21 protein-coding genes and 1 tRNA gene are annotated in these 25,439 nt (G+C 39.7%); 1 reads left to right on the forward strand and 21 read right to left on the reverse strand.

Annotation, left to right across the window (positions count from 1 at the left end; all coding sequences use genetic code 11):
* From pabA to spoIIE, 12 genes are all read right to left on the reverse strand, one after another.
* Nucleotides 1-612 (reverse strand): aminodeoxychorismate/anthranilate synthase component II, encoded by a 612-nt coding sequence (gene pabA, locus PB1_RS06555; RefSeq protein WP_003351474.1) that lies wholly within the window; start codon nucleotides 610-612, stop codon nucleotides 1-3.
* On the reverse strand, nucleotides 596-2,020 hold the full coding sequence (locus PB1_RS06560; RefSeq protein WP_003351475.1) for an anthranilate synthase component I family protein: 1,425 nt from the start codon (nucleotides 2,018-2,020) through the stop codon (nucleotides 596-598). The genes pabA and PB1_RS06560 overlap by 17 nt, the downstream gene beginning before the upstream one ends.
* A gap of 116 nt (nucleotides 2,021-2,136) precedes the next feature.
* A complete protein-coding gene (gene cysK, locus PB1_RS06565; protein WP_003351476.1) occupies nucleotides 2,137-3,060 on the reverse strand; it encodes a cysteine synthase A in 924 nt (307 codons plus the stop codon).
* Nucleotides 3,061-3,128: 68 nt separating this feature from the next.
* Nucleotides 3,129-4,016, reverse strand: a complete 888-nt coding sequence (locus PB1_RS06570) for a peptidyl-prolyl cis-trans isomerase (protein ID WP_003351477.1) — start codon at nucleotides 4,014-4,016, stop codon at nucleotides 3,129-3,131.
* A 24-nt stretch (nucleotides 4,017-4,040) separates the two neighbouring features.
* Nucleotides 4,041-4,919 carry an Hsp33 family molecular chaperone HslO gene (gene hslO / locus PB1_RS06575; protein WP_003351478.1) on the reverse strand — a complete coding sequence of 293 codons (879 nt, stop codon included), beginning with the start codon at nucleotides 4,917-4,919 and terminating at the stop codon, nucleotides 4,041-4,043.
* 26 nt (nucleotides 4,920-4,945) lie between these two features.
* Nucleotides 4,946-5,716, reverse strand: a complete 771-nt coding sequence (locus PB1_RS06580; RefSeq protein ID WP_003351479.1) for a type III pantothenate kinase — start codon at nucleotides 5,714-5,716, stop codon at nucleotides 4,946-4,948.
* Between the two features lie 274 nt (nucleotides 5,717-5,990).
* Nucleotides 5,991-7,985 (reverse strand): ATP-dependent zinc metalloprotease FtsH, encoded by a 1,995-nt coding sequence (gene ftsH / locus PB1_RS06585; RefSeq protein WP_003351480.1) that lies wholly within the window; start codon nucleotides 7,983-7,985, stop codon nucleotides 5,991-5,993.
* A gap of 132 nt (nucleotides 7,986-8,117) precedes the next feature.
* Entirely contained in the window at nucleotides 8,118-8,663 is a 546-nt protein-coding gene (gene hpt / locus PB1_RS06590) for a hypoxanthine phosphoribosyltransferase (RefSeq protein ID WP_003351482.1), read from the reverse strand.
* 23 nt (nucleotides 8,664-8,686) lie between these two features.
* Nucleotides 8,687-10,075: a tRNA lysidine(34) synthetase TilS gene (gene tilS, locus PB1_RS06595; RefSeq protein ID WP_003351483.1), complete on the reverse strand. Its 1,389-nt coding sequence runs from the start codon at nucleotides 10,073-10,075 to the stop codon at nucleotides 8,687-8,689.
* Nucleotides 10,076-10,258: 183 nt separating this feature from the next.
* A complete protein-coding gene (locus tag PB1_RS06600) occupies nucleotides 10,259-11,242 on the reverse strand; it encodes a protein kinase domain-containing protein (RefSeq protein WP_003351484.1) in 984 nt (327 codons plus the stop codon).
* Nucleotides 11,211-11,948 carry a vWA domain-containing protein gene (locus PB1_RS06605; protein WP_003351485.1) on the reverse strand — a complete coding sequence of 246 codons (738 nt, stop codon included), beginning with the start codon at nucleotides 11,946-11,948 and terminating at the stop codon, nucleotides 11,211-11,213. The genes PB1_RS06600 and PB1_RS06605 overlap by 32 nt, the downstream gene beginning before the upstream one ends.
* A gap of 92 nt (nucleotides 11,949-12,040) precedes the next feature.
* Complete coding sequence (gene spoIIE, locus PB1_RS06610; RefSeq protein WP_003351486.1) at nucleotides 12,041-14,518, reverse strand: stage II sporulation protein E; 2,478 nt, start codon at nucleotides 14,516-14,518, stop codon at nucleotides 12,041-12,043.
* A gap of 291 nt (nucleotides 14,519-14,809) precedes the next feature.
* Between spoIIE and PB1_RS06615 the strand changes: the two genes are divergently transcribed.
* A tRNA-Met gene (locus tag PB1_RS06615) sits at nucleotides 14,810-14,883 on the forward strand.
* A gap of 180 nt (nucleotides 14,884-15,063) precedes the next feature.
* Here PB1_RS06615 and PB1_RS06620 read toward each other — a convergent pair.
* The 9 genes from PB1_RS06620 to mfd form a co-directional block, all read right to left on the reverse strand.
* A complete protein-coding gene (locus tag PB1_RS06620) occupies nucleotides 15,064-15,513 on the reverse strand; it encodes a S1 domain-containing RNA-binding protein (protein ID WP_003351487.1) in 450 nt (149 codons plus the stop codon).
* An 83-nt stretch (nucleotides 15,514-15,596) separates the two neighbouring features.
* Nucleotides 15,597-15,992, reverse strand: a complete 396-nt coding sequence (locus PB1_RS06625; RefSeq protein ID WP_003351488.1) for an FtsB family cell division protein — start codon at nucleotides 15,990-15,992, stop codon at nucleotides 15,597-15,599.
* A gap of 14 nt (nucleotides 15,993-16,006) precedes the next feature.
* A complete protein-coding gene (gene yabQ / locus PB1_RS06630) occupies nucleotides 16,007-16,639 on the reverse strand; it encodes a spore cortex biosynthesis protein YabQ (protein ID WP_003351489.1) in 633 nt (210 codons plus the stop codon).
* Nucleotides 16,636-16,938: a sporulation protein YabP gene (yabP, locus tag PB1_RS06635; RefSeq protein ID WP_003351490.1), complete on the reverse strand. Its 303-nt coding sequence runs from the start codon at nucleotides 16,936-16,938 to the stop codon at nucleotides 16,636-16,638. The genes yabQ and yabP overlap by 4 nt, the downstream gene beginning before the upstream one ends.
* 198 nt (nucleotides 16,939-17,136) lie before the next feature.
* The gene (locus tag PB1_RS06640; protein ID WP_003351492.1) at nucleotides 17,137-17,403 is read right to left on the reverse strand and encodes an RNA-binding S4 domain-containing protein; all 267 of its coding nucleotides are present in this window, start codon (nucleotides 17,401-17,403) and stop codon (nucleotides 17,137-17,139) included.
* A gap of 27 nt (nucleotides 17,404-17,430) precedes the next feature.
* Nucleotides 17,431-18,894: a bifunctional methyltransferase/pyrophosphohydrolase YabN gene (yabN, locus tag PB1_RS06645; RefSeq protein ID WP_003351493.1), complete on the reverse strand. Its 1,464-nt coding sequence runs from the start codon at nucleotides 18,892-18,894 to the stop codon at nucleotides 17,431-17,433.
* Between the two features lie 12 nt (nucleotides 18,895-18,906).
* Nucleotides 18,907-20,514: a putative polysaccharide biosynthesis protein gene (locus PB1_RS06650; RefSeq protein ID WP_003351494.1), complete on the reverse strand. Its 1,608-nt coding sequence runs from the start codon at nucleotides 20,512-20,514 to the stop codon at nucleotides 18,907-18,909.
* A 413-nt stretch (nucleotides 20,515-20,927) separates the two neighbouring features.
* Nucleotides 20,928-21,464 (reverse strand): stage V sporulation protein T, encoded by a 537-nt coding sequence (gene spoVT, locus PB1_RS06655; RefSeq protein WP_003351496.1) that lies wholly within the window; start codon nucleotides 21,462-21,464, stop codon nucleotides 20,928-20,930.
* Between the two features lie 278 nt (nucleotides 21,465-21,742).
* The gene (gene mfd / locus PB1_RS06660; protein ID WP_003351497.1) at nucleotides 21,743-25,273 is read right to left on the reverse strand and encodes a transcription-repair coupling factor; all 3,531 of its coding nucleotides are present in this window, start codon (nucleotides 25,271-25,273) and stop codon (nucleotides 21,743-21,745) included.
* Nucleotides 25,274-25,439 lie beyond the last annotated feature (166 nt).

Below are 25,439 nucleotides of genomic sequence, written 5' to 3' on the forward strand. Positions count from 1 at the left end.
TTATGACCTTCCTGTACTTTTTAATGTACTTGTTTGTTGATTTGCATGATAGTATTCTACGAAATTCCTTAAAAGCTGTTTCCCGGCCGCTGTCATAATCGATTCAGGATGAAATTGGACACCTTCAACCGGCAAATATTTGTGCCTTAAAGCCATAATCTCCCCTTCTTCCGTCCACGCGGAAACCTCAAGGCAGTCAGGAAGAGTTTCTCTCTTTACAATTAATGAATGATATCTCGTTGCAGGAAATGGATTTGGCAAATCATTAAAAATTGTTTTTCCATCATGAAAAATAAGTGATGTTTTTCCGTGCATGAAACGTTCAGCTTGGACTACCTCACCATGAAAAACTTGTGCAATCGACTGATGCCCGAGGCAGACGCCAAAAACCGGCACCTTGCCGGCAAAATAACGAATCGCTTCCATGCTGATTCCCGCTTCGTTCGGGCTGCACGGACCCGGTGAAATCATGATATATTTCGGACTTAATTGTACAATTTCATCGACCGTGACTTGATCATTTCGCTTAACAAGTAAATCCTGGCCTAATTCTCCTAAATATTGCACAAGATTGTAGGTAAACGAATCATAATTATCAATCATAAAAATCATCTGTCTCACCTTTTGCCGCTTCTGCCTGCTCTTTTGCTTTCCAAAGGGCAAGCGCTTTTTTTAACGATTCATTATACTCATACTTCGGGTTTGAATCAATGACAATCCCTGCACCCGACTGAACATGTGCCATTCCTTCTTTGACAAGCATGGTCCTGATAATAATGTTTAACTCAAGATCTCCATTAAAGCCGATCCAGCCAAGGGACCCTGTATAAGGGCCTCTTCGTACAGGCTCTAACTCTTCAATAATTTCCATTGTCCGCACTTTCGGGGCTCCTGTAATCGTGCCGCCGGGAAATACCGCATCAATCAAATCGAACCCATCCTTATGATCTGCAAGCTCACCCCTTACGTTTGAAACTATGTGCATGACATGCGAATATTTTTCAATAACCATAAATTCGTTCACTTCGACGGTTCCGTACTTGCACACTCTTCCTAAATCATTTCTTTCCAGATCAACGAGCATGACGTGTTCGGCCCGTTCTTTTTCATTTTCGATCAGTTCATTTGCAAGTTTTAGATCTTCTTTATCGTCTTTTCCCCTGGATCGCGTTCCGGCGATCGGCCGGGTGCTTACTTTTCTCCCTTTCTTTTTCACTAAAAGTTCCGGCGAGCCGCTTACTAACTGAAATTCAGGGACGTGAAAATATCCCATATAAGGCGATGGATTCAAGGCTCGCAGCTGTTTATAAACACTTAAGGCAGGGATGTCGATTGGTTTCGACTGACGAACCGACAAATTCACTTGAAAAACATCACCCCGGGCAATATATTGCCTCACCTTCTCTACTGCTTCTATAAATTCTCTTTCGGTTAATGATACCTCAAGCTTTTCAGCATATTTTTTGCCAACTGTTTCCGAGACCTCTTCTTGCGGCTGAAGCCATTGCTGTTCCCAGTATTTTGCCGATTCTTCAGCCTTCTTCCTTTCTTTTTCTTCATATAAAAACAAGAGCCACAAAACTTTTTCCTCATGGTCAAATACAAACCATTCTTTAAACAATAAAAAATAAATGTCCGGTATCAGCAAATCTTCCCTGGAAATATTTGGCATCTGTTCAATATGACGGCCGTAATCATAGCTTATGTATCCGATTGCTCCGCCCTGAAAATCCGGGAGATCCGCTCGTTTTTCAACTTTAAAGTTCTTCAACCAATTTTTTAGAAGATGAAGGGGATTTCCGGTAAGGATATCTTTCTTTTCTTTGCTGATGATTTTAAGCTGGGAGCCTTTCCCTTCCATTATGACTTCTGGCTGGATTCCCGTAATACTATATCGACCCCCTCTTCCGCTTTCCAGAAAAACATGATGAGATTGTTCTTTTGATAATAAACAATATTGCTTAAAAAAACGGGAGTGAGAGTAAGGAATCTTTTTACTATAGATCTTAAGCTGCTTCACTGAAATAAGTACCCCCTAAAAGATTTCTCTTTTCCTATCATACATGATCAAGAATGTACTTTATAAGTTTTTTATCATAAAAAAGAGGCATGGCTGTCTGCCAATGCCTCATAAACTTATTCAAATTGGTATAAAGGTGTGCTCAAGTAGCGCTCCCCGTTGCTCGGAATAATTGCTAACACTTTCTTTCCTTTTCCAAGCTCTTTCGCCACTTTTAGTGCAGCATAGATGGCTGCTCCTGAGGAAATTCCACCCAGTATACCTTCTTCTTTCGCCGCACGCCTTGCATATTCAAATGCATCATCATTTGTAACTTGAATAACTTGATCATAAATTTCCGTATTAAGGATATCCGGAACAAATCCTGCTCCAATTCCCTGAATTTTATGCGGCCCCGGTTTTCCTCCCGATAATACAGGAGAATCCGCCGGTTCAACTGCATAAATTTTAATGTCCGGGTATTTATCGCGAAGAACCTGGCCTGCGCCTGTAATCGTTCCGCCGGTTCCGATTCCGGCTACGAACGCATCAAGCTGATCGCCCATTTGTTCAACGATTTCTTTTCCGGTTGTTTTCCGGTGTATTTCCGGATTCGCTTCGTTTTTGAATTGCTGTGGCATAAAGTAGCCATGTTCTTTAACGAGTTCTTCCGCTTTTTTTATTGCTCCTTTCATGCCATCCGGCCCCGGAGTCAACACTAATTCGGCACCATAAGCACGCAATAGATTGCGGCGCTCCAAACTCATTGTTTCCGGCATTACGATTACCGTTTTATATCCTTTTGCAGCCGCGATCATTGCCAGTCCAATTCCGGTATTTCCGCTTGTAGGTTCTATGATTGTATCCCCCGGCTTCAATACTCCTTTTTCTTCTGCAGCCTCGATCATCGCTAATGCAATCCGGTCTTTTACACTGCTTCCGGGATTAAAATATTCAAGTTTTAAGTATACTTCTGCACTGTTTTCATCTGTTAAACGATTTAATTTGACAACTGGTGTTTGTCCTACAAGTTCTGCAATGGAATTTGCTACACGAACCATTTTCTCCACTCCTTAATCCGAGTAATTTTATTGGTTTTATTAAAATTTACCAATCAATTTGTTCCGTGTCAATCATTTTTTTCTCCCTTGCCATATAGCCAATCAACCTTTGCTTCCTCCCAAAACGTTTGGGCAGAAATAGGAATATCCATTTGCTCTAAAGCAATTTGGCGGCGAATTTGATCTTTTACTTCTTTATAGGAATATTTCTTCCCCGGCACCTTTTCATGAAGAAATAAAATTGTATAGCCGTTTTCTGTTTCAATCGGTTCGCTCCATTTTCCCTGTTTCAGCTCTTTTATTTTGTTAAATACCGATGCAGGAACTCGATCATCTTCTTCACTTACAAATCCAAGGTCGCCACCTTGGTTTGCTGTAAATTCATCAATGGACCGCTCCATTGCCAGTGCCTGAAAGCTTGAACCTTGTTCTAATTCCTGCAAAGTTTGTTCAGCATCCTTTTTCGATTTTGTGGCAATTTGTGATATATGATAAGAATCCGGGATATCAAATAATTTTTTGTTTTGCTTGTAATAGGATTTCAGTTCTTCTTCTTCAATCACCGCGTCCCTTGTCAACAGCTCCTCAAGCAAAAGGCTGTGTTTGATTTGCTGCTTCCACTTTTCTTCGCTTCCCTCTTGTTTGCCATATGTTCCATAAAGGGATTTCATCATCATTAATTCCCGGTTGACATCCTGTTCCGAAACTTTAATGTGGTACTTTTCAGCCATCTGTTCAACCACTTTTTGGTCTACAAGATCCCTTAATGTATCTTTTCCGTACCTTGTTTCCAATTCATTGATCCACTCTTGCTTTGAAATAGATTCGTTTCCTACTGTTGCAACCGTTTCTCCATCGCCGGAAGCCCACTCTGTTTTGGATAAAAAGAAAATGACCGTAAAACAATTTAGCGCAACTAAAGCGGCAATAATCATCCAAAATTGATTCTTCCCCAACCTTTGTTCCCCCATAATTATTGGTTATTTCGCTTCTTCCCTCAGTTCTTTTAATTCCTCTTTCGAATAAACATAAATATTATTACAAAAATGGCATTGCGCTTCAGCTTTGCCTTCATTTTCAATCATATCGGTAATTTCTTCTTGCCCAAGGCTAATAATCGCATTTCCAAATCTCTCTTTCGAACAATTACATGTAAAAGAAACAGGCAAGGTTTCCAGTATTTTTACATTTTCTTCTCCTACAAGCTCGTTCAATAACTCTTCAGGTGTTAAGCCTTTTTCAATCAGCTTTGATACTGGAGGAATTTCTTTTAACCGATTTTCAATCTTTGTAATAATTTGATCGTCTGTGCCTGGCATAAGCTGCAAAATAAACCCGCCTGAAGCTAAAATGGAATTATCCGGATTGACAAGCACGCCAACCCCAACAGAAGAAGGGACTTGTTCTGATGAAGCAAAGTAATACGTAAAATCTTCTCCTAATTCTCCGGAAACAATTGGAACTTGTCCAGTAAAATAATCGCGAATTCCAATATCTTTAACAACAGTAAGAGTTCCTTCCGTTCCGACAGCTCTTCTAACATCAAGCTTCCCATATTCATTTAAATCAAAATGGACATGGGGATTCATTACATAACCGCGCACCTCTCCCTTGGCATTACTGTCCACTAAAATAGCTCCGATTGGTCCGCCTCCCTCAATTTTTATCGTAAGCTTTTCTTCTCCTTTTAACATGGCCCCCATCATCGCACCTGCTGTTATCGCTCTCCCTAATGCTGCAGATGCAGTCGGCCATGTTCCGTGTCGTCTTTGTGCCTCTCCGACCGTTTCTGTACTTCTAACGGCATATGCTCTTATCTTACCGTTAAACGCCAAAGCCTTAACTAAATAATCATTCATGGAAATACTCCTTTCTCATTGTTTGACTATTCGCCCATATTTCTTTTATAAATTAGCTGCAGCCCTTTAAGGGTTAAAAACGGATCAACAATATCAATCACGTCCGATTCCGCTGCTATTAGAGAAGCAAGACCTCCTGTAGCAATAACGGTCGGGTTTTGTTTACTTTGAGCTTTCATTCTTTTTACAATACCCTCTACCTGGCCGACATACCCGTATAAAATACCCGCCTGCATAGCGGCAACTGTATTTTTCCCAATAATGTTATCAGGGCGGGCAATTTCAATTCTGGGAAGTTTTGCTGCTCTTGAATAAAGAGCTTCTGTCGAAATGTTAATCCCGGGGGCGATCGCACCACCCATATATTGCTTTTTCTCATTAATATAACAATATGTTGTGGCCGTTCCAAAATCAGCAATTATTAACGGACTTCCATATTCATGAATGGCGGCTACCGCGTTGACAATTCGGTCCGCTCCAACTTCACGGGGGTTTTCATATTTAATATTTAAGCCCGTTTTGATTCCCGGTCCTACAATAAGCGGTTTAATATGAAAATATTTTTGACACATTGTTTCAAGAGCGAACATAATCGGCGGCACAACAGAAGATATGATAATACCGTTAATTTGTGAAAACGAAAGGTTTTCATGCTCAAATAACTTTTTTATGATCATTCCATATTCATCTTCTGTTTTATATCGGTCTGTCTCTATCCGCCAATGGTGTTCTAATTTATCTCCATCGTATACTCCCAATACAATATTTGTGTTTCCTACATCAAATACAAAAATCAACGAACTCACCACTTTAAGAATTAATGATTGTGTCACACTGCCAACATATCATAACACAATCCATAGTAATTCGTGCAATCGAAAAAACTGAAAAAAGTTTAAATTATTGGCAAAAAAAGGGGCTGCCTCATATCAATGGCTCAGACCCCTCCAATACAATATATAGACAAACAGTAAAAAACCCTTCTATATTATTGTCATTATTGGAGGGAGTCAGACCTTTATGAGTCAGCCCTTTAATTATTGTCCATTTCCACAAAGGATTATAAATTTCTTAAAAATCCCGGCGATCTTCATCGTTTTTTCCCGCATCATCAGATAAACGGCCGGTATTATGTTCCTCTTCAATACCGCCTTTCCCATTATTCGGAAATTGTTCGTCCTTCTTGATATTAATATTTACCTTCACATCGTCTGCAGCTTTATTAACACGGACAGCAGAATAATCAGGGAGTTTGCCATGTTCGACAAGGTGTTTGATTTGCTCTGCATCAAGCGTTTCCACTTCTAATAACGTATTTGCTATAAGGTCAAGCTTATCACGGTTTTCCGTTAAAACATTTTTTGCTTTCTCATAACATTCTTTAATAATACGCTGAATTTCTAAATCAATCTCATAAGCAATCGCATCGGAATAGTTTTGTTCGCTATGGATATCTCTTCCCAGAAACACTTGGCCTTGTGATTGTCCAAACTGTAGCGGACCAAGCTTATCACTCATCCCAAACTCAGTAACCATTCTTCGCGCAATGCCTGTTGCACGCTGGAAGTCATTATGTGCACCAGTGCTGACTTCACCGAACACAATTTCTTCCGCTACTCGGCCGCCTAAAAGACCGGTAATTTTATCAAGCAATTCGGGTTTTGTCATGAAATAACGATCTTCTTTAGGAAGCATCACCGCATATCCTCCTGCCTGGCCCCGCGGGACAATCGTTACTTTATGAACCATTTCAGCTTCATCCAATATCAAACCGATAACAGTATGACCGGCTTCGTGGAAAGCAACAATTTTTCGTTCTTTTTCTGAAATAACACGGCTCTTTTTCGCAGGACCCGCAATGACACGGTCAGTCGCTTCATCAATGTCAGACATATCAATTTTTTTCTTATTCTGACGAGCTGCCACCAACGCCGCTTCGTTGAGCAAGTTTTCAAGATCCGCACCAGAAAACCCGGGAGTCCGCATCGCAATATTCTTTAAGTTGACTGATTCATCAAGAGGCTTATTACGTGCATGAACTTTAAGAACCGCTTCACGTCCTTTGACATCAGGACGGTCAACTGTTATCTGGCGGTCAAAACGCCCCGGACGAAGCAAGGCAGGATCTAAAATATCCGGTCGGTTTGTTGCAGCGATAATAATAATCCCTTCATTTGCGCCAAATCCATCCATTTCAACAAGCAATTGGTTTAAAGTCTGCTCGCGTTCATCATGGCCTCCGCCGAGTCCCGCTCCGCGCTGGCGGCCAACTGCATCAATTTCGTCAATAAAGATAATACACGGGGCATTCTTCTTCGCAGTTTCAAATAAATCGCGTACACGAGAAGCACCGACCCCGACGAACATTTCAACGAAGTCTGAACCGCTGATTGAAAAGAACGGAACACCGGCTTCTCCGGCAACTGCACGTGCAAGCAATGTTTTCCCTGTACCCGGAGGGCCCACTAAAAGAACGCCTTTCGGAATGCGTGCACCAAGTTCTGAAAATTTGCGCGGATCTTTTAAGAATTCAACAACTTCAACAAGTTCTTGCTTTTCTTCATCTGCACCCGCTACATCTTTAAAACGCACCTTTTTCTTATCTTCGTTATAAAGCTTCGCTTTGCTTTTTCCGAAGTTCATGACACGGCTGCCGCCGCCCTGTGCCTGGTTAAGCAAGAAGAAGAAAAGAATAAAGATGATGATAAACGGAATGATGGAAGTAAAAAACGTTACCCATCCGCTTGTTTCCTTGGCAGGCATTACCTCAACTTTTGCTTCCGCAGCTGCCTTATCGATGCGGTCGAGCAAATTGTCGCTATTCCAAACATAAGTTAAAAAGTATTTATCTTCATCATAGCCTTTTAACTTGCCTCGTACTTCGTATACACCCCGTTCAGGCTGCATTGAAAGAGATTTGACGTCTCCGTTTTCCAAATGCTCGATGAATTGATCATAAGATATATGTTCTCTCGGCTGGTTGTTGCCGTTAAAGAAGCTAACAACGCCAATAATGACTAAAAATATCAATAAATAAAAGATGGTATTACGGAAGATCCGATTCATCCCTTACCTCCTCCCACGGTAAACAAACTATATAAAATAGTATCATAGAAAATCATGCCAGTACAAGGAATTAGACTCGTAAGAAATACGGTATTTCAAATAAGAAATCTGTTCTTTCTTCGTCTCCTTTACTTAATCATTATCGCTGTATACTTCTGGTTTTAACACACCAATAAATGGAAGGTTTCTATATTTTTCGGCATAATCTAATCCGTACCCTACGACAAATTCATCCGGAACAATAAACCCGACATAGTCCGCTTTAATATCAGCTTTTCTTCCTGTAGGCTTGTCAAGTAGCGTAACGATCTTAATTGAATTTGCTTTCCGGTAGCGAAAAAGCTCAACAAGATAGCTCAGAGTTAAACCGCTGTCGATAATATCCTCAATAATTAAAATATCCCGTCCTTCAACAGAAGTATCTAAGTCCTTCAAAATTTTGACTTCCCCTGAAGATACGGTGGAGTTCCCATAACTGGACACGTCCATGAAATCCATTTCAAGATATGTATCAATTCGCTTTAGAAGGTCTGCCATAAAAGGCATTGCTCCTTTCAGCACCCCGATTGCTAACGGAAAGCGGCCGTCATACTCTGCAGTTAATTCAGCCGCTATTTCCTTGATTTTTTCTTGAATTTCTTCTTCTGTAATTAAAATTTTTTCAATGTCGTTTTTCATGGAATGTGAGCCCCCTAGAAGTATCATTGATTTGTGTATGTTAATTTAATGTAAATGCTGTTTTCATTTTCGTTTAATATAAAATTGGACTTTTTTAGGCCAGGAAGCCAGAGAATAGTACCTTTTTGATCTGTCACTACCGGCCACTCATCTCTTTCCGGCAAAGGAATTTTATAATCAATAAAAATATCTTTTAACTTTTTTGAACCCTTCATACCCTTTAACGTCATCCTGTCGCCATTTTTCCTCGATCTAATAATTAATGGAAGCTGAACGTCTTTTGCATCAAAAACAAAACAATTCTTGTCCGTATCAATAATAGCTTTGTCGGTATATTCCATTGTAATTTTCCGGCCATTGGGAAGTAAAACTGTACCGGGTTCAGCAATCTCAAACTGAAAATGTTTCCTTTGGCCTATCCCAAATTGAAAATGGCATTGATTATAAGAACGTAAAATGGTTAGATTATTTGGGAAATCAAGCGTTCCGGAAGGATGAGAACTGCTTAATAAAGAAAATACGTGATCAATATGTACCGCGGAAAGAGAAGCAGGTATATCCTTATAAAGATAGTATAATATTATTTGAATCCCTCTCCTTTGTAAAGGCATCGGCATTGACCGGAATGCATGAATATCGATCGTCACCCGGTCTTGCTCTTTATTAATGATTACTTTATTCATTTTTTCGACAGTTAATTCCTGCAGATACTTTTCATCACGCTCCAAATCCTCGCTAAATCGCTGAAAATGCTCGTGTACTTGCGGGTTTTCTGAGTGTAAAAATGGGAGCACGTGATGACGGAACCGATTTCTGACATAAATGTTTTTATTATTGCTCGGATCCAATCTCGGCTCCAAACCATGCCGCTTGCAATACTCATCGATGTCCCTTCGGCTTATTCCGAGAAAAGGGCGAATAATCTTGCCATCATGAAAAGGTCTTTGGAAGGAGATTCCGGCCCTTGCAGTTCCGGAGCTGCCCCTTGTCAGCCTCATTAAGATGGTTTCGATCTGATCATCCCCGTGGTGGCCAAGAGCTAAAAATCGAAGACCATGTTTTTTCATTATCTTTATAAAGAAATTGTAGCGGCAGTCACGTGCGGCGGCCTGAGGGCTCTTTCCTGATCTTTCAATATACTCAGGTACATTTATTCTGGACATTTCAAAAGCGATCCCCCTCTTCTCGCAAAAATCCTTTACAAACAATGCATCTTCGTACGATTCATTGCCCCGAAACATATGATCAACGTGCCCCGCTACAATATTAAGGTTCCTTTCATCTTTAAGTCTCCATAAATAATGAAGCAGTGCAAGCGAATCCGGTCCCCCCGAGACCCCCACTAATATATCTTTATTGGCAAGATTCATATTATGCCTTTTAAGAAAGGCTTCAACTTTTTGTTCTAACATGTCGTCTTCTTCCTTAAAATTTTAGTTAAATACCCCGGGAATTTGAATATTACTCATTTTCTGCAAGAATACAATTTTAATCAGCTTATCATTTTTAATTTCAAAAATGGCTGGTTTTTTCATTGATATTCATTTATTACGAATTCAGTTAAGAAAGAGTTTCATAATCCTTAAAAGAAATTCTTAAAAAATTTGCCCATATATATATATAATGTAAAGCAGTGAAATAACAAAGACTATTAGAAGCGTTTCAAAAAAGCTGCCTCGTTTTTTTTGCTTTTTTATAGCACGCCTGCTGTTTTGTTTCTGGTAACTCCGTCGGCCTGAAGCAGATACCGGCTGTTGATCATCACGTTTTAGCCTTCCGGCTCCTGCCACCCTCAACAAATCATTACGCATTTCCTCTGCAGTCAAATAATGTCCTTTAAGTGCTTTTAAAATGATGTCTTCATATTTATGTAATTCTTGTTGTTGCCGAATTGCAGCCTTAAGCTGTTGAAGACCGCCGGTTTTTTTTGTGAACCGTTTAGGATAGGCTATATTCATGAAAATCATTCCAACCGCAAATAAATCATATTGAGGATCTGCTTTTCTCGTACCCAGTCCCCAATAGCCTCTGTCGTAAAATTCGGTAAACTCTTTAATGGCCCTTCCTTGAACCGTAGTTCCTCCAACATCTATGCAGCGAATTTTCGGCGGCGGACCGGTCACAATAAGATTATCGGGTTTCAAATCTCCAAACACCCATCCATTTTTATGCAATTGCCCCAGATCGGATAGAAGCTGAAGAATTAATATGCTTGTCCAAGCTTTCCCTTTCGTTTGAATGAATGTAAGCAAATCAGGTCCATGAATATATTCCATTGCATAAAAAGAGATTTTTCCACTTTTCGTTTCCCAATCATCGACATCCAGTAAAGAAGGCCCAAGGGCAGATCCCTGGACCTTTGCAAAAGATTTTAACACATTTCCCTCGGATATAATTGACATTCCATTGTCACTCAGCTTTAATGCTACATGTTTATTACCGGCTTTTGCTAAAAAAACAATCCCGTTTGCGCCATATCCTAATTCTTTTACAACCGTATATCGATTCCTGTGCCATTTTCCTTCAATGACCGTCCCAGGGACTACTTTATATCGATTCTTCAAAGAATTGTTCATCATCACGAGAAAGCAAACTCCTTAACGACCGTTTTTTATTAAAGGCACTAAGCGCTTCACGGATCGCCGGTCCAGTAGGTGTGATTCCTCCTGTTGTTAACTTAGGGAAAATACTTGTCAATGATCCGAGCTTTGGAGTCCAATCCAGCAATTTTTCGACATCATTCTTTTTCCCGGGAAATATAAATAATGAAAAGCGGTTATCTCCCAAACGGGCATTCAGGCTTAGAGACAGGTCAAGCAATGCCTCTTTTACAGTAGGAAGCTTATGTTTCATACTTGCACTTGTATCGACAAGAATCAACAATTCCAATTCAACTGTTTCACCTAGTTCATCTACCACTTCCATTACTTCGCCTCTTTTTTCGGGAGGCAGATCTTCTATTGTTTGAGACCCTCCAAGAATTTGTTGAAGCTCGCGATTTACAACGCCTTGAAGGGTTTGTGTCATTGCTTTTCTTGTAACCATTTGAACGGTCTGTGAAAGCTGCCGGGCATATACAACCTGGCTGACGCCCCCGCCGGATAAAGCGATATTCTCTATTTCCCTCATACCATTTTCGTCAATGACATCATGCTCCATAACCCCAATGACATTTACGCATATTCCCTGTTCCCGGGCTAATGCTGCCATCGCAACAGGATCTTCGCCCTGATTCGAACATCCGTCCGTTATCAGTAAGATTTGCCTTAACGTTCCTGTTTTCATTAGGCTCCCTCCGTTTCAAAAGTTGTTATCATTTTCGACGAAAAAGGAGGGATTTATACATAAAAAAGGGAGGAGCAGTGCAATTTATAAGTTTAAGCCCTTTTCTTATATCCTTGAACCGGAATGGCAGCCCATTTTGGATTGTTACGCTTTATTTTTGCTACAACCACTGTCATATCGTCTATTATATTTCCTGCTCTTGAACGAATGACTTCTTCCAAGATTAAGTCCGCAATTTGCTGAGGGTCGTCTGTCTGCAATTCTTGGATTTTTCGTTTCATCCATAAATCATAGTTTTCGACATGTTTAGGGCCTTCAAATACTCCGTCGCTCATCATGATCAAAAGATCTCCTGCTTTAAGCTGTTCACTAACGACATCGACTTCAAAGTCCTGTAAAATTCCTATTGGCAAATTGCTTGAATAGATTTTTACAATCTTGCTGCCTCTTTTTATAAAACTTGGGGCTGAACCAATTTTCAAAAATTTTGCGGAAGCATTTTGCAAATCGATCATTGCCAAGTCAAGAGTAGAAAATATTTCATCCGTCGTTCTGAGCGATAAAACAGAATTAACGGATTTTATTGCTACTTTTTCTTCGATGCCTGATTGCAAAATCTTTTGCAGCAATTGGAGTGTTTCTTTACTCTCATAATGTGCCCTTTCTCCGTTGCCCATTCCGTCGCTGATTGCAATCGCGTACTTGCCGTACCCTAATTCGATCGTCGAGTAGCTGTCGCCTGAAACAAGGCCTCCATCCTTTGCAGCATGGGCTACCCCTGTTTCTACTGTGTAAGCTTTCGCTGACCGAAACGTTACATGGCAAACTCCGTTCGGAAATGTTGAGCATTTTTCAGCATTCACGATGATCGTTTCTCCAAGGATGTCCGAAAGCAATGGGGCAATGAGTTTTTCACATTCCCCATGCCCGCGGCAATATGGAATGGTCATATCAATATCCACATTCCCTTGCTCAAGACTGTAAATTTCAACATGTTCAATTTGAATGCCAAATGATTGGAGCGCTTCAAGGATTTGCTCTTCTTGTTTATAATGGTTTTCTCTTTCTCTTTGTATTTCCTTCGCAAAATCCTCCATCACTTCAGAAACACCGAGCAACTGATCTGCTACTAATTTACGGCTCTCTTGAACCTGCTTTTTCAGCCTCTGGTTAGCATGATAATAGGTTAATTCCTGTTGTATAACTTCCAATACTTTTTTTGAACGGGTACAATGCTTCTCCCATTCCCGGGACAATTTTTGAGGAATGGTTCCCGAACCTTCGTCAATCTCATGCATAATTTCTTTCATATAGTCATAAGTTGTATTAAAGTTTCTTGTCCAGCAATGATCTTTCTTAAAACATGTTTGGCAAGTTTTTTCAGTAACATTACTTAAAAAATAATCAAATTCACGGTCCCCTGTTTCTTCATCTACCTCTTTTTGGTCTAAAGAAGAAAAGCTTTTTGATAATGCCTGAAAAACATTAGAAAACTGGGCCACTCTTTGAGCGGTAACATCACGCATTTTTCTCATATATTGCTGCTGTTCCGCTGCGTATTCCGGTGTTCCGGGAATATATATTGCCAGCTTGGAAGTTAAAGTTGTTGGTGTAAGAAAGAGCAACAATACTGCGGTAGCTGATTCAAGTAACGTTTTTGTCAATGTTCCGCTGCCTTCGCCATACATGCCAATTAATAAAGTGGCAATAAAAAGGCCGATTGCGGCACCAATCTTTTTCCCTTCTTTCAGAAGGCCTCCCAAGAGCCCGGCAAACGCAAGCAGACTCATATGGTAGAAACTCGAAACATTGGCAAGACTGAAAATCAAACCGGTGACTACCCCAACCGTTGATCCAACGGTTGCACCAGCTACAAACGAAAATAATAAAACAAGATACCTGGACATAATATGTTCGATTGATAAATCATAGACTGACCAGCCAATTGTTCCTGTCATAACAGAAGCTAGCATTATAATTAGACAAACAATTTCTTCTGTTTTTAAAGTTTGCCGCCGTTTGGTTATTGTTAATAATGGAATACTTTGCAAAAAAATTAAGGTGAGGATAAAACCAAGGCTTGCGTCTATACCTGACATCATCCCGTCATATAGAGTAACTTGTCCGGAAAAAATGTAGCTTTCACCGGTTTTTCCAATCAACAAGATCGAAAAAACGTAAAATGGCAGAGCTTTCATTTCATTTTTCAGCCATTTCTTTGAAATGCGGAAAGAAAAAAGAAAGAGAAAAACAACTATGAATGTAACAGCAGCAACTTTTAATGATAGGGTAGCAGCTCCTCCAATTAATCCGATCAAAGCGAGCGGGGCTCTGTCTCTTCTTAGAAAATACACAGATGCAAAAAACGGAAGGCTAAATGGAGTTAACTTTGCCAAAATTAAAGCTCTTCCAAGCAAAAAACCGATCAACAACAAAAGGTAGCCTTTTTTTATAAAAAAAGATTCCAGTTTCGCTTGTAATTTTTTCAGGGCCTTTGCCAGCTCCAATTTTGGCCGTTCAAAATTCACTTCTCCTATCGATTCAATAAAATTCCGTTCTGCCTTTTGCACTCGACTCCACTCCCCTAATTTTTATATTTGGGGACTATTATAAAAGAAGCTTTCTTAAAAGTTTGTCAAAATGCGGACAAGCAGTTGAAATTCGTTCGACTCTTTTCATCTTTTTACCCGAAAACAAAACAGAAAAATTAAAATATTTTATTTTTTGCGCCCTCAATCCCTAATAAATAATCTTTCTTACTGCTGCAGGTTAAAAGTGCTTAATAAACGACATTTTTCTTTGCATAATTTCTTGACACAAACTTTGTAACTATGTATTATATTTGATGTGTCTTTGAAAATGGCGGCGTAGCTCAGCTGGCTAGAGCGTACGGTTCATACCCGTGAGGTCGGGGGTTCGATCCCCTCCGCCGCTATAAAGAAAAGCGGAAAGAGGCTGTCTCAAAGCCCAAGGGTCAGACCCTTGGGCTTTGAGACAGCCTCTTTTTATGTATCCAAACAATTTAAAAAAGCAAGCCTAAAAAAGACCTGCCTTTTGCTTACAAGTTTCTTCCGTTTTAAACCTGCTATCTATCATGAATAAGCAGCAAGTCAGCTTAACCACGTCTGGCTCCTCTTCCGCCGCGTTTTGATTCGGTATGGCGCTTTAAAGACGATAAACGATCTTCACTGTCCTTTAAGAAACGAGCCATTTTTGCTTCGAAGGATTCGGCTCGGCTATTATTTCGGTTATCGTTTGTTCTCCCTTGACGCGGGCCGCCTTGACGTGAGCGAGGCGGATAAGATTGTTGTGGTTTAGTCTGTTCGCTTCCTTCTTTTGCTTTTTTAATGGATAAGCCGATTTTTCCATCTTTTTCAACATTAATAACCTTTACTTCAACTTCGTCGCCAACCTTTAAGTGGTCATTAATATCCTTTACATAATTATCTGCAACCTCACTGATATGAACAAGACCTGTTGAGCCTTCCGGCAGCTCCACAAACGCTCCGAAATTAGTGATGCCTGTTACCTTTCCTTGCAACTTGCTGCCTACTTCGATTGACATAAAAAAAATTTTCCTCCTTAAAGAAATAAAAAATCATACTTATATTATATTATACAAAATTGCGAAAAAGGGTGTCAATAATGCTACTTTGCGGATGATTTTTCTTTTTTTTCTTTTGGCAGGTTAAAAATAATTTCATTATTCTCAGATAGGAAATAATCTCTCCTGGCAAGTTTTGCAATGTACTCGTCATCGTTTAATTTAACAATTTCCTCTTCCAGCACAACCTGCCTTTTTTTAAGATCAGATAATTCCTCTTCAAGAGCTCTCTTTTCTTTTTGTTTTTCTTCTAGAATGGAGGCTTGGGATATAAGAGTTGAGATCATCGCAAATGACACAGCTGCTGCAAAGATAAAAAAGACGGTGAGACGCCTAATCAGCAGTTTTCGTCTTCTGCCTGCCGAGATGTCAGCCATTTCAAGCTTCCGGGAATACGTTGTTTCAATTTTGGCAATGTTGCGTTTTCCTATTGCACTCACCGTTTGCAAACCTCCTACTCTTTACGGTTTTTCCATTTATTTTTAATGCTAATAACAATTTTCTTTAAACGGTGAATAATTCCTGCCATTTTATTATATAACTTCTCGACGATTTTTTTAATGTTTTTCGGCATAAGCTTCCAAAAAAAGAAAAGCAAGCCCCGAGAAGGCCACCATAAGGTCTTTACTATAAATGTTAGAGCCTTAAAAACATATTTCACAAGGGAAAAAAGCCCCCTTCCAATCATCACTATTATGGAAATGACGAGTAAAAATAACGATTGAAGGGGCTTTATGATAAGCATTTGAATTGTCTTTATAGTAAACTTATAAGTCGCTACAAACATGGATACAGCCAATTCCAAAAGACGCAAATACAATTGTTTGACCAAGCTTTGATATGCTGCAAATCCGCACAAAAGAGCAATAAAAATAAAAAACCTTATTTCTCCCTTATTAACAAGAAACAAGACGTAAAAGATAATAAGGGCCTGCAGCAGCCAAAACAGTAAATCATTAATAAAAACAAACCATTTCTTGCGGCGGGTTCGCTGTAAAAACCGGTTATACGTATCTAAAGCGGCCCCGAAAAAGCTGCCCATGCCAATCATGGCCAGCATCGTGATGAACTGTGTCGACAGGGTCATCGGAACAACTTGCTAAAGATTCCTTTAGCTTTCTCCCCATGATTCTCGTCTAAATAAACAATATCGTACACTTTACCTTTAATGGATACAATTCCTTTATCGACATCGAGATTTTTCATTTGCAGGTTTTGACCGCGTATTGAGAGAAAGCCCATTACAGTCTCCAGTAAAAATTCCTCGTTATCAAAACTTTCTACTTGCTTGACCCCTGTTATATCAAGCAAACGCCTGCTCCTCATAATGATATCATGTTCCTGGACGGAGCCTTTGCTTGAATTTGTTTCGTAATATTGACTCATCATCATCCCTCACAATCACTTAGTACAACCTTTGTACAAGTGTATGAAAAATGAAGGATAAATAGAACAAGAAGAAGCTGGCTCATTAGGTTCTGACCCCTCCTACAATGACAATATATAGAATATTTTTTTATGTTTATATTTATGTTGTATTGAAGGCGTCTGACACTTTGCTTATGAGCCAGCCTCTTTCCTTACTTATTCTGATTCCTGTATTCGCTCTTCTTTTATGACAGAGTACATTTCAGCCGCTTCTTCTTTTCGGGAAGTTTCTTGAAGCTTTTCTATTTTTACAGTTACGATCTTCTGGCCAAACCGGATGGTCAGTTCATCTCCCTCTTTAACTGTAGAGCTGGCTTTCGCTTGCTGGCCGTTAATCGTAATCCTGCCCTGGTCTGAAACTTCTTTTGCTAATGTCCGGCGTTTTATAATCCGGGAAACTTTTAAAAATTTATCGAGACGCATTCATTTCACTCTCCCCCGTTATTTTTGTTATAAACCCTGTTTTTTTGCTTCGTCCCAAAACGAATCAAGCTCTTCTAATGTAAACTGATCAAAGGATCTGCCGCTTTCGTTTACTTTCTGCTCAACAAAAGAAAATCTGCGGATAAATTTTTGATTAGCCTCAAACAAAGCTTCTTCCGGATCAATATTGCAAAACCGGGCAATATTTACAAGAGCAAAAAGCAGATCCCCATACTCCTTATACAAATTCTCATTCCTTACAGGTTTTACGAGTTCACTCTGAAATTCTTCCAATTCCTCTTTTACTTTCTCCCAAGCAGGCTGAATTTCTTTCCAATCAAAACCAACTTTTGCCGCTTCTTTTTGTAATGCAAATGCTCGCAGCAAATTCGGCAGACCGCTTCCTGCCCCTTTTAACATCGATGAAGGCTTGTCACCTTTTTCAGTCTTTTTAATTTGGTCCCAATTTTGCAAAACAGCTTCTACATTTAAAGCTTCCGTATCACCGAATACATGAGGGTGGCGTCTGACCATTTTTGCAGATATCGATTCTACGATATCATCGATGGAAAAGAGCCCTTCATCTTCCCCGATTTGCGCATGAAGCATTACTTGCAAAAGCACGTCGCCAAGTTCTTCAATCATATTGTCAATATCGTCACGATTAATCGCTTCTATTAATTCATAAGCTTCTTCAATGAGATATTTTTTTAGTGATTGATGTGTCTGTTTTTTATCCCATGGACATCCGTTTGGTCCTCTTAATTCAGCAATAATTTCTCTAAGCTTTGTAAATTCTTTATAAAGCACCTTTTCATCAGAAACCGGTGGAATGTATACAGATGTTAAATTGTTTAACTCCACTTCCCTGTCCAGTTCGTAAAGCGGGATTTTCCTAACGCTCTCCTCTTTGCTGCCGGCAGCTGTCACAATATAGACTTCATAATCATCAGGAAGCTTTTGCATCAAAGTTAATTTCACTTCGGAGGCAACAAAAGCATCATACACCTGGCCAATAATAACGTGCTGAGTAAGATTTATGTCGCCGCATTTTAAAAATGTGCCATCAAGGAGCTGAAATCCTTCAATCGGATCAATTTTTAAAGCTTGAAAGAGGGCATCAAGAAAACTTTGACCTCCTCCAATTTCTATATCAATCCCCTGTTCTTTTCCTCTTTCTAACAAAAGCTGTACCGTTCTTTCCGCTACAAGCGGATGACCGGGCACTGCATAAATAATTGTTTGTGCAGCTGCTTGTTGAAGCAGTACCGTACAAATCTCCTCATAAACATCTTCAAATTGGTCATGTTTCTCATAAATATAGTCAAACGACTCGAAATGAACACCCTCTTTTTCGAATTCGCGAACAACTGGATGCACTTTTGTCCGCAAATAGACGTTTTTACTCTCGGTTAGTTTTTTATATATTCCTAAAGGGAGCTGGTCTAAATCTCCCGCGCCAAGTCCAACAATGACAATTTTTTTGGCCATATGGATCTTCTCCTAATCTTTTTTTGGCAGTAATAATAATAACTTGCTTCCAAATGGAAGCATGGCAATATCTTCTTCCTTAAGAATATGTCCTCTTAAAATGATCCACAAGTAAACAAGCCCGCCTATTCCAACGGCGCTGACAGCCTGGATCGCTGATGCAGCACGGCCTAATTCACTTATAAAAAAGAGCCGTTCCGAAATCGTTATATAAACATGCAGGATCAGAGCCATTCCTCCTGCCGCCAACCAGACAACGAAAAACATGCGGGTGGATAACAAGCGGGTTCCAATAATCATCCAGACTTTCACCATTAATAATATCATGATAATAGCTAACGTCACTATAGATGCCATCGCCGCTCCCATAATGCTGAAAGAAGGAACTAAGAAAAGATTTCCTAAAATCTTTAAAGCAAATCCGGCTAAGATGATTAAAGCAGGAAATAGTGTATAGCCCATTCCCTGAAGAATGCCGGATAATGTAATAATAACGGAGCTTAGTAAAATAATGAAACTTAAGACAGCCAGTACATTAGATCCTTCTGTGTTTTCGAAAAGCATTTTATTTGTCGGCTCGATTATGCTCCATAATCCGACCGAAGCAGCTGTTCCAATAATCACACTGATTTGAATTGCCGATTTTATATTTTCCAACAAAAGATCTTTATTCGCTTTTAATTTTTCACTTGAAATCATTGGCACAATTGTTAAGGACAACGAAGTCGCAGCAACGGTTCCAAGCTGGATGAGCGGCTGGCCCCGATCATAAATTCCTTTCAGGACTTTTGCCTTTTCTTGCCCTGTGCCTGAATCAATAAGCAGGGAATATAAATTAAAGGAGTCTGCCAGTTGAATTAAAATCAACAGCATTCCAGTAATACAGATCGCTGTTCCTTCAATGGACAACGCCTTTATCATCCGGACCGTTTGAGAACGAGTCACCCTAAATGCTTTAGAAAATACACTTGTTTTAATTTTTTTTCTAAAAAACAGCCATAAAATAAAGGCCGCTATAAGTGCTCCGGTAACCGAACCGAACGCAGCTCCGGCCCCGACAACATAAAGAGAATAATCCTTTGCCATAAAAATGGACGCTAAGATCAGAATTGTCGCAACTCTCACAGTTTGTTCACCAATCTGTGAAACGGCAGTCGGTACTATATCGTTTTTTCCTTGAAAATAACCTCTTAATACCGAAATAAACGGAAAGATCAGAAAAACAAGTGATATAACTTTAAATAACGGAGCAAGATTTGAATCTCCCATAAGCCCAGACAACAAGCCTGCACCGGCATACAAACCAAAAAAACAAACGAGCCCAAGCATCAATAAAAAAAAGAAAGAAATAATTAAAAGCTGATTGGCTCCATCCCTATCATTTGCAGATATCATCTCTGCATAAAGTTTTGAAATGACGACCGGAAACCCATAGGTAGAGAGAGCAACAGCCGCTCCATAATATGGATAAACTTGCTGATATATGTAAAAACCTATGTCTCCTGCAATATTTTGAAATGGAACCCTGTAAATGGCGCTTAAGATTTTTATAATGAGGGCAGCGATTGTTAATAAAAACGCTCCTTTAACAAGCTGTTTCGATTCAAACTCGGGCTTCATCGCCCATCCCCTTCCAAAAACAATATCGAACGTATTATAACATAGAAAAGTGGAGGCGACTGCCCAGGGACGACAAGCATAAGACAAATCATGCAGGAGGTTGTTAAACCTCTGGAGTGATTTGGCTTATGACTCGAGTCCCTAGGAGCCGGAACTGGACAACACAGAAATGCGGAAGCGCCTCTGTCATCACAAAGAAGAAAAAATAAGTTTGGAAGTTTATTCTTGGAAAATTACTCGTTAATTTTAGAAAAACCACCAATAATTTTGGAAAAATACTTATTATTTTTGGAAAAATTACTATTAATTTTGGAAAAAAGAAAGATAATTTTGTAAATCTCCCTAAAATGCCCAAAAAAAAACGCACGCATTGACTGAACAAATACTTGTCCAGCCTGTGCGTGCTCCAGTAATTACTGTTCCATTTGTCTTGCAAGGAAGCTGGCAGCTGTTTCTACAGATTTCTGCTCGACTTCTCCGAGAGAACCTTCCTTTGAAAAGATAATAACCGCTCCAATCGGGTCCCCATTTGCAATGATCGGTCCAATTGTATAAGCAGAAACGGGCTCTTCATATCCATCAACAAGGGAAACAGATGTTTGTTGATTTTGAAGAACAGAATTCCGTTCTTCCATTGTTTTCTCTACAAGATCACTAATGTTCTTATTTAAGTAGTCCTTTTTAGAACCGCCGGCTACCGCTATATAAGCATCTCTGTCACAGATTAATACAGGGTTTCCCAAACTGTCATATAACGCTTCAGCATATTCTTTAGCAAAATCGCCTAACTCACTAATAGGAGAATACTTCTTTAAAATTACCTCTCCATCACGATCCACAAAAATCTCTAATGGATCTCCTTCACGAATACGCAAGGTTCTGCGAATTTCTTTCGGAATAACTACGCGGCCTAAATCATCGATTCGACGAACAATACCTGTTGCTTTCATTCAACGATGCCTCACTTTCATCTGATGATTTTTTTCTTTTGGCAATGTATCAAGTTCTCTTTATTTGAGATCATCACCACATTTGAACTTAGTATCTTTCATATTGAAAGTTCTATACATAATCTAACATTTTTTCTTTAAAGTGATGAAGTTTACAAAAATGGTTAATAATACCAATCAATAAACCAGCTGCACAATATGAATTACCCTTGTCTGACTATTTTAAACATCTTTACCAATACAATTCAATTACTAAACAAGAATTTCCGTATAAAAGACTATTGTTCAACTGGGTCTTTTTTCGCATCATGCAAGCCTTGAATCATCTCAAAAGCAATAAGCATCCATGTTGGAATATCAATTCCTTTAATATGAAGGACCATTTTCAACTTTTTCCCTTCCATGCCCAGGCCGACAACCCTCCCATGCTTGCTGCTTAGTTGGAAAATCTTCTGTCCGTCTATTTGCTCGCTTCCTTCTTCCGATAATAAAATCATCACTTCATTTTTCGTCTGTTTGATTGTTTCCACTCCGGCAAGCTGGCCGTAAACCTTCATTTCAGCAATTTGGAACAAATATGCTACCTCATCAGGATATTCTCCAAATCTGTCGATCATTTCTTCCTGAAGTTCTTCGATATCATCAAGAGAGCTGATAGCCCGGAACCGTTTGTACATTTCAATTTTTTGGTGGCCGTCCGCAATATACGAATCAGGGATATAAGCATCAACCTCTAAATCAATCTCAAGCTGAGGCCTCTTTGGCTGTTCATTATTCCCTTTACGCTCCTCAATTGCTTCTTTCAGCATTTGTGAATACAAGTCAAATCCAACAGAGTCGATAAATCCATGTTGCTCTGCCCCAAGTAAATTACCTGCTCCCCGGATAGATAAATCACGCATCGCGATTTTAAAGCCGGATCCGAGTTCGGTAAATTCTTTAATAGCCTGCAATCGTTTTTCTGCCACTTCTGTCAATACCTTATCTTTCCTATAGGTGAAATACGCATAAGCAACGCGGTTGGACCTTCCTACCCGGCCACGTAATTGATAAAGCTGAGAAAGTCCCATTTTATCAGCATCATGGACAATCAAAGTATTAACATTCGGGATGTCTACCCCGGTTTCAATAATAGTCGTGCTGACAAGAACATCGGCTTCCCCTTCAATAAAAGTGAGCATGACAGATTCCAGTTCATTTTCCGACATTTTTCCATGGGCATACACAACCCTTGCATCAGGAACAAGCATCGAGATTTCTTCCGCTTTTCGTTCAATATCTTCAACCCGATTATATAAAAAATAAACTTGGCCGCCTCTTGCAAGCTCTCTTTCAATCGCTTCTCTGACAAGCCCGCCATTATATTCCATGACGTACGTTTGGACAGGGAATCGATTTTCAGGCGGTGTCTCAATAACCGACAGGTCCCGAACCCCTAGCATCGACATATGGAGAGTTCTTGGTATTGGTGTTGCCGTTAATGTTAATACATCGATATTTGTTTTCAGCTGCTTGATTTTTTCTTTATGGGCAACTCCAAACCGCTGTTCTTCGTCGATAATCAATAAACCTAAATCCCGGAAAATCACATCTTTCGAAAGAAGACGGTGAGTTCCGACTACGAGATCGATCGTTCCATCTTTTAATCCTTTTAATGTCCCGGTCTGTTGTTTTCTTGTCCGGAAACGGCTTAATAACCCAATCTTTATCGGATAATCCTGAAATCTTTCCTTCATGGTTTCATAATGCTGTTGGGCTAGAATGGTCGTCGGAACGAGAAACGCTACTTGCTTGCCGTCTGCAATCGCTTTAAAAGCAGCGCGAAGGGCAACCTCTGTTTTTCCGTAGCCAACATCTCCGCACAACAGCCGGTCCATCGGGCGATCGCGCTCCATATCTCTTTTAATTTCATGAATGGAACGAAGCTGGTCTTCCGTCTCTTGGTAAGGGAAGGCAGCCTCAAATTCTCTTTGCATATCTCCATCCGGAGAAAAAGCATACCCTTTCGCTGCTTCCCGTTCAGCATAAAGCTTTATTAAATCATCAGCAATGTTTTGCACGGAAGATTGGACTTTGTTTTTCACTCTTTTCCAATCACTGCCGCCAAGCTTATAAATTTTAGGCTCTTTCCCCTCTGAGCCGACATATTTTTGCACAAGATCAATTTGTTCAACAGGGACATACAGCTTATCATTACCTTGATAACGGATATGGAGATAGTCCTTGTGCACACCGTTAATTTCAAGTGTCTCAATACCTAAATATTTCCCGATTCCATGGTTAACATGGACAACATAATCCCCGACACGCAATTCGGAATAACTTTTGATCCGCTCAGCGTTTGACAATTTTTGCCGGCGTGCCGGCCTCTTTGTTTTTTTATTAAATAGTTCTTCCTCGGTGATGACCGCGATTTTTTGAATCGGAATGTCAAATCCCGTATTCAAGCTTCCTTGCATGATTTGAACTTTTCCCGGCAATAATTCTTGCTTCTCTCCTGTAAAGGTCGCATCAATCTCATAATCCTCAAGGACTCTTTGAAGTTTTTTAACCCGTTCTTCATCAGGACCGAGAAAAACAATGGAATAATTGCCTTTTTTCCAGCGTTCAATTTCACCCTTAAGTACATGTATTTGCCCATGAAAATTTTGCATTTGTTTGCACGAAATATTAATAATATTTTGCGGATTCGTGTTTGGAACATGCCTTAGGAATAAAGACAAATAAAGAATCGGCCGTTTCGATGTTTGAAGCAAAGGATGCAGCTGGTGAGAAATTTTTATATCATGGACTATTTGCCCTTCACTTAATAAACTTGTATACCATTCAGCCTCTTCTTTTTCTAAAGAATCGTTCATCTCTTGTACTCTGCTTATCTCATCTATAAAAATAAGTCCGTTTCCAGATAAATAGTCTATTAAACTACCGGCTTTTTCATAACCAAATGAAAGATATTTAAATAATTGCTCCGGTTTTTGTCCATTTTTCAACTGTTCAAGCTCGTAGCCGATATTTTGTGAAAGCTGTGTTTTTGCTTTATCGTCTTTTATTTTTTTCAAGCTTTTCGCTAATCCGTCTTCAAGTTTATTAATAATATTATCTATATGCTCCGGTTCCAGCGGTATCTCAGTTGCAGGGCCGATTAAGATTTCGGCAAGTTTTTCTTTGGATCGCTGATCTTCCAGTGAAAAAGAGCGGATGGAATCTATTTGTGTATCAAATAATTCAATCCGGATCGGCTCTGGTTCCGTTAATGGATAAATATCGATAATACCGCCTCTTATACTGAATTCTCCCGGAGATGAAACCATTTCCGTACGCACATAACCCATTTTAATGAGCTTTTGCAAATATTCTTCTAAATCTATCTCATCTCCAAGTTTTATGAATAGCTGATAATGTTCCCAGAGAGATTTTGGAGGCAGAATTTTTCGCAATCCGGCAACAGGAACAATCATAATTCCATTTTGGTTCTGGCTCCAATGATTCACCGTTTCAATACGCTGGGCTTTCAATTCAGGGCTAGCTATACTCATTTCAGCCGCGATAAGTTCATTCGCAGGATATAAAAACACTTCTTTTTCTCCGAGCAAGCCGGCCACATCATCATATAGTTTTTGTGCTTGTAAAAGATTGTGGGTTACCACCAGTATCGGCTTATTCGTTTGTTGATAGACGGAAGCTAAAAAAACGGTTCTGGCTGACCCTGATAATCCGGCAATCAACTGTTCTTTTAAGCCGGCTTCCAAACCGGAAATAACTGATTGTATATCATCTTGTTTATTAAATAGATTAATAATTCCTTTCATTTAAAGAACCTCCCCTCCAAACAGAAAAGCGAGGCGACTGCTTATCCCCGACAAGCATAAGACGAATCACGCAAGAGTCCATAAACTCTGGAGTGATTTGGCTAGACTTTCCGGGGATAGGAGCCGCAGCTGGACAAACAGAAAAATGCTTTGGATTAATGTCCAA

Origin of the sequence: Bacillus methanolicus PB1, from assembly GCF_000262755.1 — a bacterium.
GTDB classification, from domain to species: domain Bacteria; phylum Bacillota; class Bacilli; order Bacillales; family Cytobacillaceae; genus Bacillus_Z; species Bacillus_Z methanolicus.